The organism is Alteriqipengyuania triglochinis (genome assembly GCF_054655655.1).
The window spans coordinates 121,687-143,912 of sequence record NZ_BAAHNC010000001.1; the positions used below are offsets into that span (position 1 = coordinate 121,687).

Annotated in this window: 19 protein-coding genes; 14 read left to right on the forward strand and 5 right to left on the reverse strand. The window is 66.6% G+C overall.

Annotated features, from left to right (window positions below):
- The first annotated feature begins 1 nt into the window (after position 1).
- From ACYQ0L_RS00680 to ACYQ0L_RS00740, 13 genes are all read left to right on the forward strand, one after another.
- Positions 2 to 1,525, forward strand: a complete 1,524-nt coding sequence (locus ACYQ0L_RS00680; protein WP_459787003.1) for an acyl-CoA ligase (AMP-forming), exosortase A system-associated — start codon at positions 2 to 4, stop codon at positions 1,523 to 1,525.
- A complete protein-coding gene (locus tag ACYQ0L_RS00685; protein WP_459787004.1) occupies positions 1,522 to 2,778 on the forward strand; it encodes a pyridoxal-dependent decarboxylase, exosortase A system-associated in 1,257 nt (418 codons plus the stop codon). The genes ACYQ0L_RS00680 and ACYQ0L_RS00685 overlap by 4 nt, the downstream gene beginning before the upstream one ends.
- Before the next feature lie 215 nt (positions 2,779 to 2,993).
- On the forward strand, positions 2,994 to 3,635 hold the full coding sequence (locus ACYQ0L_RS00690) for an XrtA/PEP-CTERM system exopolysaccharide export protein (protein WP_459787005.1): 642 nt from the start codon (positions 2,994 to 2,996) through the stop codon (positions 3,633 to 3,635).
- Positions 3,636 to 3,650: 15 nt separating this feature from the next.
- Positions 3,651 to 5,168 (forward strand): XrtA system polysaccharide chain length determinant, encoded by a 1,518-nt coding sequence (locus tag ACYQ0L_RS00695; protein WP_459787006.1) that lies wholly within the window; start codon positions 3,651 to 3,653, stop codon positions 5,166 to 5,168.
- A gap of 10 nt (positions 5,169 to 5,178) precedes the next feature.
- Complete coding sequence (locus ACYQ0L_RS00700) at positions 5,179 to 6,231, forward strand: P-loop NTPase (RefSeq protein WP_459787007.1); 1,053 nt, start codon at positions 5,179 to 5,181, stop codon at positions 6,229 to 6,231.
- Between the two features lie 11 nt (positions 6,232 to 6,242).
- Positions 6,243 to 8,003 carry a preprotein translocase subunit YajC gene (locus ACYQ0L_RS00705; protein WP_459787008.1) on the forward strand — a complete coding sequence of 587 codons (1,761 nt, stop codon included), beginning with the start codon at positions 6,243 to 6,245 and terminating at the stop codon, positions 8,001 to 8,003.
- Between the two features lie 24 nt (positions 8,004 to 8,027).
- The gene (locus ACYQ0L_RS00710; protein ID WP_459787009.1) at positions 8,028 to 9,275 is read left to right on the forward strand and encodes an XrtA/PEP-CTERM system-associated ATPase; all 1,248 of its coding nucleotides are present in this window, start codon (positions 8,028 to 8,030) and stop codon (positions 9,273 to 9,275) included.
- A gap of 2 nt (positions 9,276 to 9,277) precedes the next feature.
- Positions 9,278 to 10,174 (forward strand): XrtA system polysaccharide deacetylase, encoded by an 897-nt coding sequence (locus ACYQ0L_RS00715; RefSeq protein ID WP_459787010.1) that lies wholly within the window; start codon positions 9,278 to 9,280, stop codon positions 10,172 to 10,174.
- Positions 10,171 to 11,250 carry a FemAB family XrtA/PEP-CTERM system-associated protein gene (locus tag ACYQ0L_RS00720; protein ID WP_459787011.1) on the forward strand — a complete coding sequence of 360 codons (1,080 nt, stop codon included), beginning with the start codon at positions 10,171 to 10,173 and terminating at the stop codon, positions 11,248 to 11,250. Before ACYQ0L_RS00715 ends, ACYQ0L_RS00720 begins: the two co-directional genes overlap by 4 nt.
- Positions 11,250 to 12,482, forward strand: a complete 1,233-nt coding sequence (locus tag ACYQ0L_RS00725; protein WP_459787012.1) for a TIGR03087 family PEP-CTERM/XrtA system glycosyltransferase — start codon at positions 11,250 to 11,252, stop codon at positions 12,480 to 12,482. The genes ACYQ0L_RS00720 and ACYQ0L_RS00725 overlap by 1 nt, the downstream gene beginning before the upstream one ends.
- The gene (gene xrtA / locus ACYQ0L_RS00730) at positions 12,472 to 14,025 is read left to right on the forward strand and encodes an exosortase A (RefSeq protein WP_459787013.1); all 1,554 of its coding nucleotides are present in this window, start codon (positions 12,472 to 12,474) and stop codon (positions 14,023 to 14,025) included. Before ACYQ0L_RS00725 ends, xrtA begins: the two co-directional genes overlap by 11 nt.
- A gap of 10 nt (positions 14,026 to 14,035) precedes the next feature.
- Positions 14,036 to 15,928, forward strand: coding sequence for an XrtA/PEP-CTERM system amidotransferase (locus ACYQ0L_RS00735; protein WP_459787014.1), 1,893 nt, complete (start codon positions 14,036 to 14,038; stop codon positions 15,926 to 15,928).
- Between the two features lie 180 nt (positions 15,929 to 16,108).
- Entirely contained in the window at positions 16,109 to 17,035 is a 927-nt protein-coding gene (locus tag ACYQ0L_RS00740; RefSeq protein WP_459787015.1) for a crotonase/enoyl-CoA hydratase family protein, read from the forward strand.
- A gap of 4 nt (positions 17,036 to 17,039) precedes the next feature.
- On the opposite strand, the gene ACYQ0L_RS00745 is transcribed toward ACYQ0L_RS00740, so the two are convergent.
- The 4 genes from ACYQ0L_RS00745 to ACYQ0L_RS00760 form a co-directional block, all read right to left on the reverse strand.
- On the reverse strand, positions 17,040 to 17,738 hold the full coding sequence (locus ACYQ0L_RS00745; protein WP_459787016.1) for a pirin family protein: 699 nt from the start codon (positions 17,736 to 17,738) through the stop codon (positions 17,040 to 17,042).
- Positions 17,739 to 17,840: 102 nt separating this feature from the next.
- Positions 17,841 to 18,956 (reverse strand): cell division protein ZapE, encoded by a 1,116-nt coding sequence (gene zapE / locus ACYQ0L_RS00750; RefSeq protein WP_459787017.1) that lies wholly within the window; start codon positions 18,954 to 18,956, stop codon positions 17,841 to 17,843.
- On the reverse strand, positions 18,953 to 19,423 hold the full coding sequence (locus tag ACYQ0L_RS00755; RefSeq protein ID WP_459787018.1) for a PaaI family thioesterase: 471 nt from the start codon (positions 19,421 to 19,423) through the stop codon (positions 18,953 to 18,955). Before ACYQ0L_RS00755 ends, zapE begins: the two co-directional genes overlap by 4 nt.
- A 2-nt stretch (positions 19,424 to 19,425) precedes the next feature.
- Positions 19,426 to 20,211 carry a succinate dehydrogenase iron-sulfur subunit gene (locus tag ACYQ0L_RS00760; RefSeq protein ID WP_459787019.1) on the reverse strand — a complete coding sequence of 262 codons (786 nt, stop codon included), beginning with the start codon at positions 20,209 to 20,211 and terminating at the stop codon, positions 19,426 to 19,428.
- Between the two features lie 177 nt (positions 20,212 to 20,388).
- Between ACYQ0L_RS00760 and ACYQ0L_RS00765 the strand changes: the two genes are divergently transcribed.
- Entirely contained in the window at positions 20,389 to 21,117 is a 729-nt protein-coding gene (locus ACYQ0L_RS00765) for an SDR family NAD(P)-dependent oxidoreductase (RefSeq protein WP_459787020.1), read from the forward strand.
- 174 nt (positions 21,118 to 21,291) lie between these two features.
- Here the strand turns inward: ACYQ0L_RS00765 and ACYQ0L_RS00770 are convergent, their stop codons facing one another.
- Positions 21,292 to 22,188 carry a haloalkane dehalogenase gene (locus ACYQ0L_RS00770; RefSeq protein ID WP_459787021.1) on the reverse strand — a complete coding sequence of 299 codons (897 nt, stop codon included), beginning with the start codon at positions 22,186 to 22,188 and terminating at the stop codon, positions 21,292 to 21,294.
- Positions 22,189 to 22,226 lie beyond the last annotated feature (38 nt).

The following is a 22,226-nucleotide window of genomic DNA, read 5'->3' on the forward strand; positions in this document are numbered from 1 at the left end:
CATGACCCAGCCCGACCCGACCCCTCAACCGCTCGATCGTCTCGTCGATCGCGGCGCGGATGCCGACCCTGCTTTGGTCTTGCGTGAAGCCACCCTTAGCTATGCCGACTTAAGAACCCGTGTCGGTCAGCTGGCGTCATGGCTGCGATCGCAGGTGGCCGAGCCGGAGGCGCGGGTCGCCTCGTGGGGCGCGAAGGGCGAACTGACCTGCCTGCTGCCGCTGGCCGCGCCGCGGGCGGGGCTGGTTCACGTTCCCGTCAATCCCATGCTCAAACGCGCGCAGGTGGCGCATATTCTGGCAGACAGCGGTGCGAGCCTGCTGGTCGGCACGCCAGCGCGGCTGGGCACGCTGGAGCCGGGCGACGCGCTGGAAGGCTGCGCGGTGGTGGAAGAGGGCGCCGCGCTGGATGCCTCGCGCGCCTGCGACGCCATGCGGCCATCGCAGGCCGATCCGAACGATCTCGCTGCGATTCTCTACACCTCGGGTTCGACCGGCAAGCCCAAGGGCGTGGTCCTGAGCCATGCGAACATGTGGCTCGGCGCGGTCAGCGTGGCGCATTATCTCGGCCTTCGAAGCCATGACGTCACGCTCGCGGTCTTGCCGCTGGCGTTCGATTACGGCCAGAACCAGCTGTTTTCGAGCTGGTATGCGGGCGCCAGCGTCGTCCCGCTCGATTACCTGATGCCGCGCGATGTCACCAAGGCGGTGGCGAAGCATGGCGTCACCACGCTCGCCGCCGTGCCGCCGCTATGGCGCCAGCTGGTTGAGGCGAAGTGGGAGAGTGGCGCGGGCGACAGCCTGAAGCGCCTCACCAATTCGGGCGGCGCGCTGACGCCGGACCTGATCAAGGCGATGCGCGCAACCTGGCCCCAAGCCGACATCTACCCGATGTACGGCCTGACCGAGGCGTTTCGCTCAACCTTCCTCGATCCCTCGCTCGTCGCCACGCACCCTACCTCGATGGGCACGGCCGTGCCTTTTGCCGAGGTGCTGGTGGTGAACGCAGCAGGAGGCCCTGCCACGCCGGGCGAGGAGGGCGAGCTCGTTCATTGCGGGCCGCTGGTGGCGCAAGGATACTGGCAGGACCCCGCGCGCACGGCGGAGCGGTTCAAGCCGGCTCCCGCGCATTCCGAATACGGCGGAATGGCGGTGTTTTCGGGCGACTATGTAAGGCGCGCGGAGGATGGGCTGCTGTATTTCGTGGGGCGGCGCGACGCGATGATCAAGAGTGCGGGCAACCGGATCAGCCCGCAAGAGGTCGAGGATGCGGCGCTGGCCACCGGGCTGGTCGCCGATGCGGTCGCGTTCGGCGTTCCGGACGACAGGCTGGGGCAGGCGGTGCATCTGGTGGTGCGCGGCGATGCAGCGCAGCAGAATGGCCTGCGCAGCGCGTTGAAACGCGATCTGCCCAGCTTCATGCAGCCGCATGCGATCGAATGGCGCGAAAGCCTGCCGCTCAATCCCAATGGCAAGATTGATCGCGCCGCACTCTACCGCGAGATTTCGGAAAGGGCTGCCGCATGAGCCGCCGCGAAGCACGCAATAGCGGCCCCAAGCCGCTCGGCCCGATCCCGGCGGGATACGTGGCGAAGGATGGCGAACTTGCCATTGGCGGCCGGACCGCAAGCGAGCTGGCCGAAGAAGCGGGCGACACGCCGCTGTTCGTCTATTCGCGCGACTTGCTGGGTACCCGCATGGCGCAGCTGCGGGCGGTTATGCCGGAACGGCTGGCGATCCATTATGCGGTGAAGGCCAACCCTCACCCCGAGGTGATCCGCCACATGGCAGGGCTGGTCGACGGGTTCGACCTCGCCTCGGGCGGCGAACTTGCGATCCTGCAAGGTGTCGGCATCGATGGCGCACACATCAGTTTCGCCGGGCCGGGCAAGCGTCCGCGCGAGATTCGCGCGGCGATCGCAGCGGGCGTGACGCTCAATTGCGAAAGCGAGACCGAGGCGGCGCGCGCTCTGGAAATCGGCGCGCAGCTTGGCGTGCAGCCCAGGGTTGCGGTGCGGGTGAACCCCGATTTCGACATGCGCGGATCGGGCATGAAGATGGGCGGCGGGGCCAAGCAGTTCGGGCTCGATGCGGAGCGCGTGCCGGCACTGATCGCGACACTGATCGCGGGCGGGGCGGACTGGCGCGGCCTGCACATCTATACCGGTAGCCAGACGCTGGAGGCCGATGCGGTGATCGAGACACAGGGCCATGTGCTTGATCTGGCCGCACGGATCGCGCGCGAGGTGGGCCAACCGTGCCCCGCGCTCAATCTCGGTGGCGGCTTCGGCATTCCCTATTTCGCTGGCAACGAGCCGCTCGACATCGCCGCCGTCGGCGCCGCGTTAGGCGAGCGCTTTGCAGACCTGCCCGCCGAACTGGCCGAGACCGATATGGCGATCGAACTGGGCCGGTATCTTGTTGGCGAGGCGGGGGTGTACCTCACCCGGATCATCGACCGGAAGGAGAGCCATGGCGAGATCTTCCTGATCACCGACGGTGGGCTGCACCACCAGCTGGCGGCCTCGGGGAATTTCGGTGCCGTCGTGCGGCGCAATTACCCGCTCGCAATCGCCACCAGGTTCGACGCGCAATCTGTTGAAATCGCGAATGTTGTCGGGTGCCTTTGTACGCCGCTGGACCGGCTGGCGGACCGGGCCGAACTGCCCCGCGCCGAGGTGGGCGATCTCGTCGCGGTGTTCTGCGCCGGGGCCTACGGAGCGAGCGCATCGCCGATGCATTTCCTCGGCCAGGGGCCTGCGATCGAGATGCTGATCTAGCGCATCTCTCCGGAAAGGGGTGTCGGGACGACCAGGACCCGTCGCGTTAACACTTCGCACGCGCGTGTCCCGCAGCGGGACCGGGTAAAGACCGGGCGATTGGCTAACGGGATATTCACCCTTTTTCGCGAGGAACGATCCCAAATCGTCGGCCAGATGAATCGCGCGCTTCGCAGGCGGGCAATCCGGCGGACACGAACGGAAGGATCGATCCCATGCGCAATGGCGCGTTTGCGAAATTTGTCGGCCTCGTGCTCGGCCTTGCCGCCCTTGCAGGGTGCATGGGTGCCGGCGGGCCGGAGCTGCCCCCGGCGGACTTCGTCGCCACGCAGGAAGGGCCGAGCCAGGAATATGTGATCGGTCCGCTCGACGAATTGTCTATCAATGTCTGGCGCAATCCGGAACTCAGCGCGCAAAACGTGCAGGTCCGCCCCGACGGGCGCATCTCGATACCGCTCGTCACGGACATGCCCGCCGTGGGCAAGACCCCGGCCATGCTGCAGGAGGATATCCGCCTGCACCTGTCGCAGTTCATCGAACAGCCGATCGTGTCGGTGATCGTGAACAAGTTCGCGGGCACGTTCAGCCAGCAGGTGCGCATCATCGGCGCGACCGAGAAGCCCGCATCGATCCCCTACCGCGCCAATATGACGGTGCTCGACGCGATGATCGCGGTCGGCGGGCTGAGCGAATTCGCCGCCGGCAACCGCGCCAAGCTGATCCGCTTCGACCCGCGCCTCGGCCGGCAGCGTGAATATTCGCTGCGTCTGAACGATCTGCTGCGGCGAGGCGACAGCAAGGCGAACGTGATGCTCGCGCCGGGGGATGTGATCATCATCCCCGAAAGCATGTTCTAGGGGAGCGCCGCGGAAGTGAACGAACTCTTCGACGAGGTACGCTCGGCGCTGTATTCCGCCTGGAGCCGCAAATGGCTGGCTCTGGGCGTGGCGTGGGCCGTGTGTCTGGCGGGCTGGCTGTTCGTCGCTTCCATTCCCAACACGTATGAGAGCCACGCGAAGATTTTCGTGCAGCTGGACGATCTGCTGTCGAAGCAGATCGGCATCGCGGGCAGCGACATGACCGACATCGCGCGTGTGCGCCAGCGGCTCACCAGCGCTTCCACGCTCGGGCGGGTGGTCGAAACGACCCGGCTGGGCAAGGGCATTACGACACCGCGCGGCATGGAGCGCGCGATCGGCGGCCTTGCGCAAAACGTGAAGGTGAAGAGCGAGCAGGATAATCTTTTTGAGATTACCGCGCAGATGGGTCACGCCAATCTGACCGACCGCGAGAATGCCGAACTGGCGCAGGATGTCGTGAACAAGCTGCTCGAGACCTTCTACGACGAGAATGTCGCGGGCACACGCGGCGAAGTGAGTTCCGCGCTCGAACTGCTCGACCAGCAGCTGGATCAGCGCGCGGCGGAGCTGGAAAAGGCCGAGGCGCGGCGGACCGCATTCGAGGCCGAACATCCCGAGCTGATCGGCGGCGCGGCAGGCATTTCGACCAAGCTGCAATCGGCGCGTACCGAAATGCGCGGCGTCGAAGCCGATCTGGCCGCTGCGCAAAGCGCCCTGGCGGCGATCAACGGGCAGCTCGCAAGCACCCCCAAAACCATTCAGGGCATGGGCGGCAATGGCGGCGGCAGCGCGCTCCAGCAGGCGGAAACGCAGGTGGCGCAGCTGCGCGCACGCGGACTGAAGAACAGCCATCCGGACATGCAGGCGGCCCTGCGGCAGGTACAGCTGATGCGGCAGATGGGCGGCGATGCTGCGGCACCGAGCGGCATGCCCAATCCGGCCTACAGCTCGCTCGTCTCGATCCGGGCGGAACGGCAGGCCAACGTACAGGCGCTGCTCGCCCGCAAGGCGGCGTTGCAGGCGGACATTTCGATGACGATGGCCGATCAGGTGAGCGAGCCGGCGCTGGCCGCAGACGCACAGCGGATCGGCCGCGATTACGAGGTGCTCAAGAAGAAGTACGACGAGCTTTTGCAGGACCGCGAGGAAATCCAGCTGCGCAGCCAGGTCGAAGCCGAACGCAGCTCGTTCCGGTTCGACGTGATCGATGCGCCCGCCGTATCGACGCGGCCTGCGGCACCCAACCGGCCGCTGCTGCTGATTGCGGTCGCGGTGATCGGGGTTGGGGCAGGGCTGGGATCGGCGATCGCGCTGACCTTGCTGCGCTCCACCTTCTCGACCAGCGCTGGGCTCAAGAAAGCGCTCGGCCTGCCGGTCATCGGCACGATCACGCGGACCGTGCCGCCTGTGCGCCAGGCGGCGGAGGCCCGCAAACTGCGCCTGTTCTTCGCGGGCAGCGGCGTGCTGGCGGCCCTGCTGGTGGTCCTGCTGGGCATCGAGTTCATCCAGGTTGGCCAAGTGGTGGCGTGAGGAAGCTGATATGACCGAACATCGCCCCATCAAGCCGGCCGAAGAGGACAAGGCCAAGGACGAACGCAGCTCCCTGCTGGAGCGGGCGAGCGGTGCCTTCGGCCTCGACAATCTGGGTGCTGCGCCCATGCCGACGAGCTTCGACGAAGTGCCGATGAAGCGCGCACGGCCCCTGCGCAAGGCGCACCCGACCGACGAAAGCGCGCCGCAGGCAGAATCCGCATCGGCACCCGCGCCCCCCGTTCCGGTCGAGCCGGCGGCGGATGAAGCCCGGCTGCCGGTGCCTGCACGGCCCGCTGCGCCGACACCTGCCGTGATCGACGCCGACGCAAGGGCGATTGCGCTGGCGGGTGAGACGGTGAGTGTCGACTATGCCCGCCTGCGGGAGCGCGGATTCATCGACCCGAACGGCCAGTCCTCGTCGCTGGCGGAGGAATTCCGCATCGTGAAGCGTCAGGTTCTGGAGGCTGCGCGCCTTGCGGGCACGGGCCGCGCGCGCCGCATTCTCATTACCTCGCCGCACCAGAACGAGGGCAAGACCTTCTGCGCGGTCAACCTCGCGCTGTCGCTGGCGGCGGAGCGCGATCTGGAAGTGGTCCTGGTCGACGCCGACATCGCCAACCCCTCGCTCAAGGAGGTGTTCGGCCTGCCCGAGCGCGCTGGCCTGATGGATGTTCTCGCCGATGAGGAGTGCCCGGTGGAGCGCAATGTCCTCCAGACCGACATTCCCGGCCTGTTCCTGCTGCCGCCGGGGCGCGAGCCCAGCCACGCGAGCGAGGCGCTGGCCAGCCGTCGCACGGCCGAGGTGTTCGAACGCCTGACCGCGCAGGCCCCCAATCGCATCGTGCTGGTCGACAGCCCGCCCGCGCTCGCCGCGTCGCCCGCAGCCGAGCTTGCCAAGCATGTCGGCCAGACGATCCTCGTCGCGCGGGCCGACCGTACTGCCAAGACCGCGCTGGAAGACGCCGCCCAGCTGCTGGCTGCGTGCCCGGACATCAAGCTCGTCCTCAATGGCGCGAATTTCAGCCCCAGCGGTCGCCGCTTCGGGAGCTATCAAGGATGAGGTATCCTGCCATGACCCGTCTGCCCGTTGTCGCCGCGCTGCTGGCCGGCGGGGCCCTGCTGCCTGCGCCCGCGCTCGCCCAGTACTGGGGCGACGACGAGGTGACGTCCAGCGGATCCACCAGCCAGCAGGGGCAGGCCCCGTCGGGCTATCCCGCGCAGGGCGATGGATATGGCGACGGTTACGGCGAGGCATCCGGCGATGGTGCGCGTCCGACCGGCGCCCCGGTCCGCCAGCGGCTGCAGATCGATCCCTATATCGAGGCGGCGCAGGTTTACACGCGCGAGATTTCGCCCGGCGGCGATGATGCCGCCTATGCGCAGGTTGCCGCGGGCGTCGACGCGTCGGTCCAGGGACGCCGCGGCGGCGGCTCCGTCTCGCTGCGTTACGACCGGGTCATCAGCTATGGCGACGACCAGGCGGACGCCGACGCGGTGACCGGCATCGCGCGCGGATACGCCGCGCTGGCGCCCGGCCTGCAGGTGGAGGCGGGCGGTCTCGCCGCGCGCACCCGGACCAACGGCGGTGGTGCGGCCATTGCCAGCGGCCAGCCGATCGATCCCGATAACGAGGCGCGGATCTATTCGGCCTATGCCGGGCCGACATATTCCTCCCGCGTGGGCGCGGCGGATGTCTCCGCCAGCTACCGCTTCGGGTACAACCGGGTGGAAGAGCCAGCCGTGGGCGCGGTCGACAATACGCTGACCCCGATCGACGTGGCGCAGGAAACCTATGTCCATTCGGCCAACGCGCGCGTCGGCGTCGCTCCGGGCAGGGTCCTGCCGGTGGGCATGGCCGTGGGCGGTGGCGCCTATCAGGAGGAAATCTCCAATTCGGACCAGCGGGTGCGCGACTTCTACGCGCGCGGCGATGTTACCGTGCCGGTGGGGCCCACGCTCGCCGTGGTCGGCGGGGCGGGCTACGAATATGTCGAGATTTCCAACCGCGATGTCGTGCGCGACGCCGATGGCGATCCCGTCGTCGGCTCCGACGGCCGGTTCCAGACCGACGAGAACAGCCCGCGCAGGATCGCCTTCGAGACCGAGGGCCTGATCTGGGATGTCGGCGTAGTCTGGAAGCCTTCGCGCCGGACCCAGCTGGAGGCACATTACGGCCGCCGCTACGACAGCGATACCTATTACGGTACGTTCTCGTGGCAGCCGTCCTCGCGCACCTCGATCAACGCTTCGGTGTATGATTCGGTGAGCGGCTTCGGCGGCGCAATCACCAATGGGCTGGCGAACCTGCCGAGCGGTTTCTTGGCTTCGCGCAATGGGCTGACCGGAGACTTCACCGGCTGCGTCAGCGGTACCGATGCCGATGGTTCGACAGGGTGCCTCGGCGGTGCGCTGTCCTCCATCCGCGGAGCGGCGTTCCGCAACCGTGGCGGGCAGATTGCCTTTTCGAATCAGCGTGGCCGGATCAGCACCGGACTTGCCCTCGGTTACGACCGGCGCACCTTCTTCGGGGCGGAGGGGACCGCACTGGCCGCCGCCAACGGCGTCGTCGACGAAAGCTACTACGGCAATGCCTCGCTCGGCGTCGCGCTCGATTCGCTCTCCGCGCTCAGCGTGAATGGCTATGCCAGCTATTACGACCCGAGCGGCGCCGAACTGAGCGACGCTCTGCTGCTGGGCGTTTCGGCAGCCTATTCGCGGACGCTCTTCCGCAGTCTGTCCGCCCGCGCCGCCGTGTCGCTCGACGCTATCGACAGCGACACCGTGGACCAAAGCAATGCCTCGGCCCTTCTCGGCCTCCGTTACGACTTCTAGCTACCCAGGGAACCGCACTTCACCATGTTCGACCAGTATTACGGTTTCACGGGCCGCCCCTTCCAGCTGACGCCCGACCCGAAATTCTATTTCGAGAGCATCACGCATCGAAAGGCACTGAGCTATCTCGGGTACGGGATGGCGCAGGGCGAAGGCTTCATCGTCATCACCGGCGAGATCGGATCGGGCAAGTCGACGATGGTTGCCCACCTGATGAAGAAGGTGGATCCGAACCAGATGACCGTGGGCCAGGTGGTGACCAGCAACCTCGACGGGTCAGAGCTGGTCCACCTCGTCGCGCAGAGCTTCGGGCTGGATGTCGCCGGGCAGGACAAGGCGAGCGCGCTGGGCGCGATCGAGGCGTTCCTGCACGAGGAAGCCCGGGATGGTCGCCGCTGCCTGCTGATCGTCGACGAGGCGCAGAACCTCAGCTTCGAGGCGCTGGAAGAACTGCGGATGATGAGCAACTTCCAGCTCGGTTCGCATCCTCTGCTCCAGCAGCTGCTGTTGGGCCAGCCGGAATTCAAGCAGATGCTCGCTCAGCACGACCGGCTCGAGCAGCTGCGCCAACGCGTGATTGCGGCGCATCATCTGCGGCCGATGGAGGTGCAGGAAATCGCGCCCTATATCGAGCATCGGCTGGGGCTGGTGAACTGGCAGGGCAACCCGTCGTTCGAACCCAGGATATTCCCCGCGATCTATGAAGCGAGCGGCGGCATTCCGCGCCGGGTCAACCAGATCGCCACCCGCCTGCTGCTGATGGGCGCGGTCGAACAGCGCAGCCAGATCGACTGCGCAATGCTGAGCCAGGTCGTCGATGAAATGGAGCGGGACAACCGCAGCGACGAGGAAGGCGAGGGCAAGCGACCCTTTGCGAACCCGGCCCGGGATACCGCGCCGGCTCCTGCCCCTGCTCCGGCACCGACCCGGAACTTCTCTGCGCCGGCCTCTGCGCCGGCCTCTGCGCTTGACCCTACACCTACACCTACACCGGCACCGACGCCGGACCCCGCACCGACGCCGGCGCCAGCCCCTTCCGATGACAAGCCGGACCGCCCGGAGGGCGAACAGGTCGACGATCTGCGCGCCGCCATCGCCATGCTGTCACGCGCGATCGAGGGTTCGCCGCGCGCCGACGGCGATCTCGCGCAGCGCGTGAAAACGCTCGAAGCGCGCCTCGAAGAGCAGGAGCAGAGCGTGCGTTATCTCCTCCAGCTGCTGATCGAATGGCTCGACAAGGATGGCCGCCGGAAGGACGACCGGGCGGCCTGACCATGGACCTCGCGCCTGCCCATCAGCCTCGGTCCCCCGGGATCGTCAACGGCCTGTCGGTCGATGTCGAGGACTGGTTCCAGGTGGGCGCGTTCGAGACCACGATCGCGCGCGCCGACTGGGACGGGTGCGATCTGCGGGTGGAGCGCAACGTGGATGCGATCCTCGCGCTGTTCGATCGGGCGGGCGTGAAGGCAACCTTCTTCACCCTCGGCTGGATCGCGGAGCGCGTGCCGCAGACCATCCGCAGGATCGCCGAGGCAGGTCACGAAATTGCCAGCCATGGTTACGATCACCAGCGCGTGTTCACCATGAATCCGGCTGCCTTCGCCGAGGACCTGCGCAGGTCGCGCGGCATTCTGGAGGATACGGGCGGGACGAAAGTGACCGGCTACCGCGCGCCCAGCTTCTCGATCGATGCGCGCAACCCGTGGGCGCATGAAGAACTGGCGGCGCAGGGCTATGCCTATTCCTCCAGCGTCGCGCCGATCGCGCACGACCATTACGGCTGGCGCGAGGCGCCGCGCTTCGCTTTCCGGCCGGTCGAGGGAGCGGACCTTGTCGAGCTGCCGGTGACCACCGCAATGCTGCGCGGTCGCAGGCTGGCGGCGGGCGGAGGCGGGTTCTTCCGCACGCTGCCCTATGCATTTTCCCGCTGGGCGATCTCTCAGGTCAATCGCGAGGAGGGCGCCCCGGCGATCTTCTATTTTCACCCGTGGGAGGTCGATCCCGGCCAGCCGCGCGTGACGGGCGCGCCGCTGCGCTCGCGCTTGCGCCACTACACCAACCTGACGCGCATGGAGGCCAAGCTGGAGCGGCTGCTGCGCGATTTCGCATGGGGCCGGGTGGACGAGGTGGCCGGAGCGGTCACGCTTCCGACCCACCGGGAGGCGGCATGAACGCGCCTTTCCGACCCGATGCGGCGTCCGACGCCACGCTCCTGCGCCGTGCCGATCTGCACGATGCGCAGGAGGCCGCCCGGATCTCTGCATTCGTGCACGAGCAGGGCGGGAGCCCGTTCCATCTGCCCGAGTGGCTGACCGCCATAGAGCGCGGGACCGGCCAGCGAGCATGCGGCTTCGTGGCGGACCGCGAGGGGCGGCTGATCGGCTGGCTGCCGCTGACGCTGGTCCATTCGCTACTTTTCGGGCGTGCGCTCGTCTCCAGCGGCTTTGCGGTCGATGGCGGAGCGCTGGCCGGGGATACGCAGACGGCTGAGGCGCTGGCCGACGCGGCGAGCGAATTTGCGCTGCGCCAGTCGTGTACGGAAGTCGAACTGCGTGGCGGAGCGCTCCCGGCGGGCTGGGAGACGATTGCCGGCAAGCACAGCGGCTTCGTGTGCGACCTGGCGCAGGACGACGAGGCGCAGCTTGCCGCGATCCCGCGCAAGCAGCGCGCCGAAATCCGCAAGAGCCTGAACAACTCGCTGACGATCACCATCGGGACGCAGGAGCGCGACCGCGCTGCGCACTATGCCTGCTACGCTGCCAGCGTGCACAATCTGGGCACGCCGGTCTTCCCGCGCAGCCTGTTCGACGCGGTGCTCGAAGGCTTCGGCGATCGCGCCGACATCCTCACCGTATGGGAAGGGGACCAGCCGCTCGCCAGCGTGCTGTCGCTCTATCATGGCGGCACGGTCTATCCCTTCTGGGGCGGCGGCGTGTGGCGCGCGCGTGAAACCCGCGCGAACGAGCGGATGTATTACGCGCTGATGTGCCATGCGCGTGCCGAGAAGGCGTGCGAACGGTTCGATTTCGGTCGTTCGAAGACCGGTAGCGGGCCGTATTCCTACAAGAAGAACTGGGGCTTCGATCCGCAGCCGCTCACCTATGCGCGGTGGTCCGCACCGGGCGAAAGCCCGCGCGATGTCGATCCGACGAGCGATGCCTATGCGCGCAAGATCGCCTTGTGGAAGAAACTCCCGCTGCCGGTGGCGAACCGGATCGGCCCCATTATTGCGAAAGGTCTGGCCTGATGGGCGAAACCCTCTTCCTCGCGCATCGCGTGCCGTTCCCGCCCGATCGCGGCGACAAGATCCGCTCGCACCACATCTTGCGCGCGCTGGCAGAGCTGGGTCCGGTGCATGTCGGCACGTTCGACGATGGGTCGGGCTATGGCGACCAGTTCCTCTCCGGCATTGCGGCTAGCCATTTCCTCGTCCCGCAGCGCAAGTCCGACATGCGCGCCGCTGCGCAGGCGATGGTGCGCGGCCAGCCGGTCAGCCTCACCGCCTTCGCCCATGACGGGCTGCGCAAGTGGGTGGAACAGGTGCTAAACTATCGGCCGATCGATGCGATCTACGTGTTCTCGGGCCAGATGGCGCAATATCTCCCGCCGCACTTTCCGGGCCGCAGCGTGCTCGACCTGTGCGACGTCGATAGCGCGAAGTTCGAAGCCTATGGCGATAACGGACACGGGCCGAAGGCGTGGGTCCATGCGCGCGAGGGACGGTTGTTGCGCGCGGCGGAGGAACGGTTCGCCCGGACCGCCGATACCACGCTGCTGATCAGCGAGAACGAGGCGAACCTGTTTCGCACGCGCGTCCACGGCATGGACCAGATCGATCTCAAGGTGATGCGCAACGGGATCGATGCGGAGTTCTTCGCGCCCGGTGCCGTGGCCGCGCAGCCTGCGCTCTACGGGGCGGGGCCGAACATCGTCTTCACCGGGCAGATGGACTATGCGCCCAATGTTGTTGCGGTCGAGCGGATGGCCCAGCGCATCCTGCCCGGCATCCGCGACGTTCATTCGCAGGCCGAATTCCATATCGTGGGCCGCGCGCCGACGGCTGGCGTCAGGGCGCTGGGCAGGCGGCCGGGCGTGACCGTGTGGGGCGAGGTCGACGATGTGCGGCCCTTCCTTGCCGAGGCGGACCTCGTCGCGGCGCCGCTCACCATCGCGCGCGGCATCCAGAACAAGGTGCTCGAAGCAATGGCGATGGCCCGGCCGGTGCTGCTGTCGCCCGAAGCCGCCACCGGCATCGATGCCGAGGACGGCGTGCATTTCGCGGTGGCCGAGGGGGATCGCATGATGGTCGGCCGTGCGCTTGCCCTGTTCGACGATCGCGCCAAGGCGCAGGCCATGGGTGAGGCGGCGCGCGGCTTCGTGCTGGACCGGCAGAGCTGGCCCGCGATGCTTGCGGGACTGGGCGAGATGCTGCGCCCGCCTCAGGCATCGAATGGAGCCCCGGTACGCAATGCCGCGTAAGGCGCTTCGCCAGCGCCGCTCCTCGGGTCTTGGCGCCGCGTTCCGCCGCGTTCCTGCGGCGTGGGCGCGCGCGCTCGGCTGGCTTGCGCTGGCCTGGACCGCCGCGATCCTGCTGACCGCGCCGCAATGGCTCGACATGGCGCACCAGTGGCTGACCGTTTCGGCCTATCAGCACATCCTGTTCATTCCGCCGATCATCGGCTGGCTCGTCTGGAACCGCCGCGAGGTGCTGGGGCCGATGGTCCCGCGAGCATGGTGGCCGGGCCTGCCGCTCGTCATGGGCGCACTCGCGATATGGCTGGTCGGATCGCTGACCTCGATCGACATCGTCGCGCAGGCGGGCGCGGTGCTTGTTATCCAGACGATCGCGTTTGCGCTGCTCGGCCCGCGTGTCGGCCTGGTCCTGCTTTTCCCGCTGGGCTTCGCGGCATTCCTCGTGCCTTTCGGGGAGGAGATCGTGCCCCCCCTGCAGATGCTGACGGCCGAGATGACCATTGCGCTGACCCATCTCAGCGGCATCCCGGCCGAGATCGAAGGGGTCTTCATCGATACCCCTGCCGGCCTGTTCGAGGTGGCGGAGGCCTGCGCCGGCGTTCAGTTCGTGGTCGCGATGGTGACGCTGGGCGTATTGGCCGCCAAGCTCGGCATGCGCCGCTGGCCGCGCCGGATCGCGCTGATGGCCCTGTGCGTCGTCGTGCCGATCCTTGCCAACGGGGTGCGCGCGTGGGGCACCATCGCGATCGCGCAGGTCATCGGAGCCGAGCGTGCGGGTGGGGTCGATCACATCATCTACGGCTGGGTGTTTTTCGCGCTTGTGGTGGCGCTGGTTCTCGCCCTGGCATGGCGCTGGTTCGACCGCGACCCGCAGGCCGAAGCGCAATCGAGTGCGATCTGGGCCACGCATCCTTTCGCCGATGCGCTCGATCGCCTTCCCGCACTGGGAAGCACGCTGGCGCCGCTGCTCGTCTCGCTCATCCTTCTGGTCGGTCTCTGGGGCGGGCTGGCACGCGCGTCCGAGAGTGCAGCACCGGTGCCGGTCGCGCCGCAGATCGATGGCTGGACGCGCGTCGATATGCCATCTTCCCCCGACTGGCAGCCGCGCGCCACCTCGGCGAGCGAAGCCGTCCAAGCGATCTATCGCGATGGGGAGGGGCACACGGTAGACCTCTATCTTGCCGCCTATAGCGGGGAGGCGGACCCGACTGTAGCAAGCGAGGGGGCGGTGCCGCCCGATACCGCCTGGCGACGCCTCGGCCCGACATCGGCGCCACGGGCAATGCGCGGGGACGAATTGCTGGCCTATGGGGTCGACCGCAGGATTGCCTGGACTAGTTATGTCGCATCGGGTCGCGCCACCTCGGACCCCCTCGCCGTGCGGCTGTCAGGGCTCGGCGACCGATTGCGGCTGCGCGCACAGCCGCGCTGGCTGGTCATCATCTCCGCGACCAGCGGCCCCGACGGTAACGCGCCCGAAAGCCTGCGACTTTTCCACGAGTCCTCGGGCGGAGCGGCAGCGCTGGTGAAGTCTTCTATACCACGCTAGGGGGGGCCCGATGTGCGGAATTGCCGGCCTCTCCTCGCGCGATCCTCACGCAGCGATCGATCGTGAAGTCCTTTTGGAAATGCGGGACGCGATGGTTCATCGCGGTCCCGATGGCGCGGGCCTGTGGCTGGCCGATGGGGTTGGGCTCGCCCACCGGCGTCTGTCGGTCATCGATGTAGAAGGCTCCCCCCAGCCGATGCATTCGCCCGACCAGCAGGCCGTGATCGTCTTCAACGGTGAAATCTACAATTACCGCTCGCTGCGGCGCGAACTTCTGCAGGTCGGCCACGATTTCAAAACCGATGGCGACACCGAAGTCATCCTGGCAGCGTGGCGCGAATGGGGCCCCGATTGCCTGAAGCGTCTCGACGGCATGTTCGCGTTCGCGATCTATGATCGACCTACGCGCAAGCTCTTCCTCGCGCGCGACCGCTTCGGCGTGAAACCGCTGTTCACTGCGACCCTGCCCGACGGAACCTTCGCGTTCGCTTCCGAACTCAAGAGTTTGCTCGAACATCCCTCGATCGAGAGGCGGATCGATCCGTTCGCGATCGAGGATTACTTCGCATGGGGCTATGTTCCCGACCATCGTTCGATCCTGACCGGGGTGCAGAAACTGCCCGCCGGGCACTATCGCATCGTGGAGCACGGGAAAGCCCTCGGCCCGCCTGTGCAATGGTACGACATCAGCTTTGTCGAGCGCCACAGCATGCACGAGGCGGACGAGGCGGAAGAGATCCTGCAGCGGCTGCATGATGCGGTCGAGGCGCGGATGGTGAGCGATGTGCCGATCGGCGCATTCCTCTCCGGCGGCGTCGACAGTTCCACAGTCGTCGCACTGATGTCCGAATTTTCGGACTTCCCGGTGACGACCTGTTCGATCGGATTCGACGTTCCCGAACTGGACGAGACCGCCCATGCGCGACGGATCGCGGAAATGTTCGCGACCGATCATCATGAACGACTGGTGGATCCGGCGATGTTCGACCGGCTGAGCCGACTGGCCGACATGTTCGACGAACCCTTCGCCGATGCCTCCGCGCTGCCGACTGCCGAAGTCTGTGCGCTCGCGCGTGAACATGTGACGGTCGCACTTTCGGGCGACGGCGCGGACGAGGCCTTTGCCGGCTATCGCCGCCACGTCTTCCATTCGGTGGAAGAGCGCGCGCGCAATTCCGTCCCGCTGGGCGCCCGCCGGGCCGTTCTCGGCCCGATGGCTGCGCTTTACCCCAAGGCGGACTGGGCCCCGCGTCCCTTTCGGGCCAAGGCCACATTACAGGCGCTCTCCATGTCGGGGGACGAGGCATATGCCCGCGCCCTGTGCGTTATGCAGCCGTCCGCCCGCGCACGCATCTTTTCGTCAAAGATGCAACGCGAGCTGGGCGGATACCGGGCCGAACAGCCGCTGCTCCAACTGATGCGCAATGCGCCCGCCCGGGACGGGCTCGACCGCGCGCAATATGCCGACCTCAAGTTCTGGCTGCCAGGCGATATCCTGACCAAGGTCGACCGAACCAGCATGGCGGTGAGCCTCGAAGCGCGTGAACCCCTGCTCGACCACCACCTGGTCGAATTCGCCGCCTCCCTGCCGCTGTCTCGCCGCATATCCGGCAGGGAAGGAAAGCTTGCGCTGAAGCGGGCGATGGCGGGCGAACTGCCACGCGATATCCTTTACCGCGCCAAACAGGGCTTCGTGATGCCGATCGCCCACTGGTTTCGGACCGATCTCAAGGATGCGGCCCGCGCCGCTACCCGCAGCGAGTATCTTCTCGACACCGGCTGGTTCAATGCCGAAGCGCTCGCCAAGCTGGCAGAAGAGCACATCGCGGGGCGTCGCGATTACGCCCGCGAGCTGTGGCAACTGCTGATGCTGGAGCGCAGCCTCCGCCAACTCGCCGCCTAGGACCATATCTTCCGCGCGACAGGGCGTGAGTCTTTCGAGCAACATTTTGACTCGGCTCATCGCAAAAATGACCCAGAATTGGGCTTATGGTAAATAAATCGTTGCCGCGGAGTCCGCTGGAGGGGTAGTTTCCAGCACGGGGCACGAATTCATGCCGTAGTCAGGCGAGCGGGGGTCGCAGTGAACCGTATCAGCACCGATTTCGAACAGCACATCATCCTCGACGAAGCGGGTGATCCGATCATCAATCGGGCCACGCCCAGGATTTCACCCGCACTCTTCGCCCTGCGCGAACTGCGGGTCGAATATGATAGCGATACCAAGGCGCTGTGGACTCACATGCTGCCCAAGGGACGGCCCAGTTTTACTCCGTCGATGCTCGCCGATTTCGAAAGCTGGCAGGATCTGATCGAACGGAGCTTCGGCCCGGAGGACCTGCGCTTCCTCGTGCTGGGCAGCCATGCGCCGGGCGTGTTCTGCTATGGCGGAGACCTTGCGTTGTTCCGCGAGCTCATCATCTCCGGCGATCGCGAGGCGCTGGTGAACTACGGCCACCGCTGCTGCCGGATACTCCACCGCAACCTCGCCACGCTCGGTCTGCCGCTCATCACGATCGGGATGGTGCAGGGCGATGCGCTGGGCGGCGGATTGGAGGCGCTGCTGTCGTTCGACTTCATCATTGCCGAGGAAAGCGCCACTTTCGGTCTGCCGGAGATCATGTTCGGCCTGTTCCCCGGAATGGGCGCCCATGCTTTCCTCACCCGCCAGCTCGGCAGTGTTGCGGCCGAACGGCTGGTGACCTCGGGCAGGAGCCTGTCCGCGCACGAGATGCGCGATCTGGGAGTCATCCACGAGGTCGTGCCCGACGGGCAGGGCGAAGCGGCGGTGCAAAGCTTCATCGAGAAGAACACCCGCCGTCACGCGGGCCTGCTCGGTTCGCGCCGGGCGACCAAGCGGACCTGGAACCTCTCGCTCGAAGAGCTGACCGAGATCACCGAGATCTGGGCCGAGACCGCGCTCAAGCTGAGCGAGCGCGATCTCAAGCTGATGGGCCGGCTGGCGGACAAGCAGCGCCGGTCCGCCGTGAAAACGCCAGAGCCGGCCTGATCCGCTAGCGCGAGTCGACCAGCACCACTTCGGCGTCTTCCAGCGCCTCCACTGTCAGCACGCCCTCGTCCTTCGCCGCGATCCCGTCTCGAGGCGCGGCTTCCACGCCGTTGACGCGAATGCGACCGGTCGGCGCGACCAAGTACTGATGGCGTCCGGGTACGGCCTGCCACTCAGCAGTCTGCCCGGCCTTCAGCGTTGCCGCCGCGACCTTGGCATCGGCACGGATGGAGAGCGCGTCATCGGCTTCGGGCGTGCCGCTGGCCAGCACTTCGAACCCGCCGTCGCGGCTTGCCTTGGGGAAGGCGCGCTGGTCCCAGGCGGGGGCCTCGCCCTGGCTGTCCGGCAGGATCCAGATCTGGAAGATCGTGGTCGTCTCGTCCTCGTCATTGAATTCGGCATGGCGAATGCCGGTGCCCGCGCTCATCACCTGAACGTCGCCGGCGGCCGTGCGGCCCTTGTTGCCGAGCGAATCCTGGTGCGTGATCGCGCCGCTGCGCACGAAGGTGACGATTTCCATGTTGTCGTGCGGGTGGGGCGGAAAGCCGCTCTTCGCCGCAATCGTATCGTCGTTCCACACGCGGATGCGGCCCCAGCCCATACGGGCGGGATCGTAATAGTTGGCGAAACTGAAGTGGTGTTTGGCGTCGAGCCAGCCGTGGTTGGCAGCGCCAAGGCTGTCGAAGGGACGAAGTTCGATCATCGTCTATTCCTGCATCGGCGGGGAAGAATGGCCGCCGGAATGGCGCCGATCTAGGGCGTTCCGCCCCCGTTTCAATACGGCCCTTGCGTCACTGCGCCGGGATCACTCGGGGCCGTGGCCCTTCGCCATGTAGTCCGCGCTCTGCATTTCGCGCAGGCGGCTCACCGTGCGTTCGAACTCGAAGCTGCCGTCGCCTGCCGGATAGAGCGCTTCGGGCTCCGCCGCTGCGGTGGCAAACAGCTTCACCTTGTGTTCGTAGAGCGCATCGATCAGCTTGGTGAAGCGGATCGCCTCGTTGCGGTTTTCCGGGCTGAGGATCGGAATGCCGACCACGATCGCCGTGTGGAAGGCGCGCGCGATCGCGAGGTAGTCGGCCGAGCCGCGGTTCTCCCCGCACAGTCGCTTGAAGCTGAACACGCCGACGCCCTTCAGGCTCTTTGGAACGTGCAGGCTTCGCCCGCCCCCCAGATCGATTTCTCCGCTGGGCACATGGGCCGCATCTTCCGGTTCGTAATCGGTGAGGCGGAAGAACGCTTCGCGCACCTGCGCGGTGGCCGTGTCGCCGAGCGGCACGTGCCAGCTCTCCATCCCGCCGAGCCGGTCCATCCGATAGTCGGTCGGCCCATTGAGCGAGAGCGTGTCGAGCTCACGCTCGACCAGTTCGATGAAGGGCACGAACAGCGATCGGTTGAGCCCGTCCTTGTAGAGGTCGTGGGGAGGGCGGTTGCTGGTGGTGACGATGGTGACGCCGTGATCCTCGATCAGCGGGGTGAACAGCCGCGCCATGATCGCGGCATCGGCGGTGTTGTTCACCACCATCTCGTCGAAGGCGAGGCAGCGGGCGTCTTCTGCGATGCGGGCGGCGACACGACGGACCGGTCCTTCCGCCTTCTTCGCGCGCTCTTCCGCAATCATCGCATCGACTTCCAGCATGAAGGCGTGGAAATGGACCCGGCGTTTGCGATCGACTTCGAGGCATTCGAAGAACAGGTCCATCAGCATGGACTTGCCCCGTCCGACGCCGCCCCACATGTACAGGCCGCGCACCGGCTGCGCCTTCTTGCCCAGCAATCCGCCGAGCAGCCCCTTGCGCGAACTGCCCGATTCCAGATCGCTCTGCACGCGCTCCAGCTCGACCACCGCCGCTCGCTGGTCGGCATCCTCGCGCAGTTCGCCGGCGGCCAGAAGCTCTTCGTATCGGGTCAGAACGCTTGTCACGTGGCGGGCTTGTCCTTGGATGAGCGCTTGCGGATGATGCCGGAATAGCTGGCAACCACGTTGTCTTCCTGCACGACCTGTCCGCGCACGAAGACCATGCGGCCCGTCTCGCGTACGATCTCGGACACGGCATCGAGTGGTTTTTCAGGGTCGCCCGCGCCGACGAATTGCGTGGAAAGCTCCAGCGTCAGCGACGGGCCGGGTTCGCCGCCGCCCACCACATGCACCGTGGCGAACAGCGCGATGTCGATCAGGCCGAGAATGGTCGCCCCGTGGAGCATACCCTGCAGGTTGGTATGCCTGTGTTCGGGCACCATGCGCAGGCGACACGCATCGCCTTCCCGCCGGGTGACGAGATCGCCCATGACGACCCCGTTGAACCGCGTCTTGTCGTGCGGGTTCCAGCTAAACCAGCCGTCACCGCCCGGGATTTCCCGGTAGTCGAAGAACGGGTGGGTGCGCGGCACGCTCAGACGGCGCGTTCGGCCATCATCTTCTTTGTTTCGGCGATCGCCTTGGCCGGGCTGAGGCCCTTGGGGCACACGTTCGCGCAGTTCATGATCGTGTGGCAGCGATACAGGCGATACGGGTCTTCCAGCTGGTCGAGCCGTTCGCCGGTCATTTCGTCACGGCTGTCGGCCAGCCAGCGGTAGGCCTGCAGCAGGATCGCCGGGCCGAGGAATTTGTCGCTGTTCCACCAGTAGCTGGGGCACGCGGTCGAGCAGCAGGCGCACAGGATGCACTCGTACAACCCGTCGAGGTTCTCGCGTTCTTCCGGGCTCTGCAGCCGTTCCTTGCCGCTCGGCGTCGGGGTGACGGTCTGCAGCCAGGGACGGATAGAGGCATACTGCGCGTAGAAATGCGTGAAATCGGGGACGAGGTCCTTCACCACTTCCATGTGCGGCAGCGGCGTGATGCGGATTTCGCCGCCCAGATCCTCGATCGCGGTGGTGCAGGCCAGCGCGTTCGAACCGTTGATGTTCATCGCGCACGAACCGCAGATGCCTTCGCGGCACGACCGGCGGAAGGTCAGCGTCGGGTCGATCTCGTTCTTGATCTTGAACAGCGCGTCCAGAACCATCGGGCCGCAGGCATCCAGATCGACCTCGAACCGGTCGTAATGCGGGTTGTTGCCGCTGTCCGGGTCGTAACGGTAGATCTTGAATTTCTTGACCCGCCCGGCGCCCTCGGCCGCAGGGTGCACCTTGCCCTTGTCGCGGATCTTGGAGTTTTTAGGGAGGGTAAAGGTCGCCATGGGAAAATCCTGAGTTCTGCTTGGCTCTCACCTAGCGCCTGCGGCGCAAGGTGCAAGGGCACTAAAGCCTGTCTGTGCGCATTGCCTGACACACCTGACACAGTGTCTTAAGCGAGAAAACCCCGGCGGCCGATCCGCAGGAGGTACCGAAGGGGCAGTGCGGGAGGTTTAGGCGCGATGGCGGATGTAGGACAGGCGATAGAACGCGCGATCGTCTTCGGGGCGAGCGGGGGCATCGGTGCGGCGCTAATAGACCGCCTGATCGCGCGCGGGGCGGGCCATGTGGTGGCCGCGTCGCGCGATCGACCCGCCGCGTTGCCGGCTGTGGCGCAGTGGGTCCGTTTGGATTTCGATGACGAGGACAGCATCGCGGCCGCGGCGGCACAGGTGGGCGGCCCACTCGACTGCGTGATCGTGGCGACTGGCGTGCTCAGCCTGCGGGACAGTGGGCCGGAGCGCAGTTACAAGCAGGTTCAAGCAGACGCGATGGCGAGGGTGTTCCACCTCAACACCATCGGCCCCGCCTTGATCGCGAGGCATTTCCTGCCGCTGCTGCCGCGCGATCGGCGCGCCGTGTTCGCAGCGCTTTCCGCGCGGGTAGGCTCGATCTCGGACAACCGGATCGGCGGATGGCATTCCTATCGGGCAAGCAAGGCGGCGCTCAACATGCTGGTGCGCAATTACGCTATCGAGCTGAGGCGCACGCACAGAGAGGCGATCTGCGTGGCGCTCCATCCGGGTACGGTCGATACCGCGCTGTCCGAACCATTCCAGGCGAACCTGCCCGAAGGCCAGCTCACTGCGCCCGCGGCGGCGGCCGACAATCTTCTGGGCGTGCTCGACGGGCTGACCCCGGAAGACAGCGGCCAGCTGTTCGATTGGGCAGGAAAGCGCGTGGAGTTTTGAGTCTGCCCTCCAAAAGGCCATCACCCTGAACTTGTTTCAGGGTCGAGCGCGCAGACGGGCGGGAGCGTCGCAATCGCGGAGTAATCTGGTGCGAGGCTGCGCCTCGGACATCCGATGCCGCACGGGCCGATGGCTGATTCTGAAACGAGTTCAGGATGACCGACGGGGCTGTACCTAAACCCCTGCCTGCCGCGCGGTCTCGATGATCGCGGCGGCAAAGCCTTCGGGATCGTCTTCCTGGATGAAGTGATGCCCCTTCAGCGTGCGGTGCAGCGGATTGCCCTTGGCCCCCGGCACGCGCGCGCGGAATTTTGCATCGCCGCCGCGCGTGATCGGGTCGCGATCCGAAAAGGCGCAGGTGAACGGCTTGTCGAACCGTTCCAGCGCTTCCCACGCCTTGCGCTGATCCGGCACTGCCGCGTTCTGCCCTAGCGGGACGAGCGAGGGGAACATGCGAGCGCCCGCCTTGCTTGCGCGGGTGGGGAAGGGCGCGTCGTAGGCCGCGATCTCCGCCCTGCTCAACTCGCGCGCGGTCGCCCGCTGGAGGATTTTGCTGATCGGAAACACCGGGCTGTAGCGCGAGAACCTGCGCCACTTGCCGAACGCGGGTGGCGGAGTTTCGCCCGCCGGCAGCCCGCCATTCGACAGCACCACGGCGGCAAAGGCGTCGGGCGTGTCGGCGACCAGCCGCAGCCCGACGAGCGAGCCCCAGTCCTGGCAGGCGAGCACGACGTTCTGCAGCTCCATCGCATCCAACCAGTCGCGCATCCACGCGACGTGCAGGGCATAGGAATAGGCGCTCTTGCGTGTCAGCTTGTCGGACTTGCCGAACCCGATCAGGTCGGGGGCCAGCACGCGGTAGCCCGCTTCGACGACGGGGCCGATCATGTGGCGGTAGAGATAGCTCCAGCTCGGCTCGCCATGCATCATCAGCACGGGGGGCGCATCGCGCGGCCCCTCGTCGATATAGTGCACCCGAAGCCCTTCGCGCAGCGTGTAATAGTGCGGCTTGAAGGGGAAGTCGGGAAGGTTGGCGAAACGGCTGTCCGGCGTGCGGTAGGCGAGGGTCATCGACGATGACCCCCGTGAGTTTCCTGCCGCACGCCGTG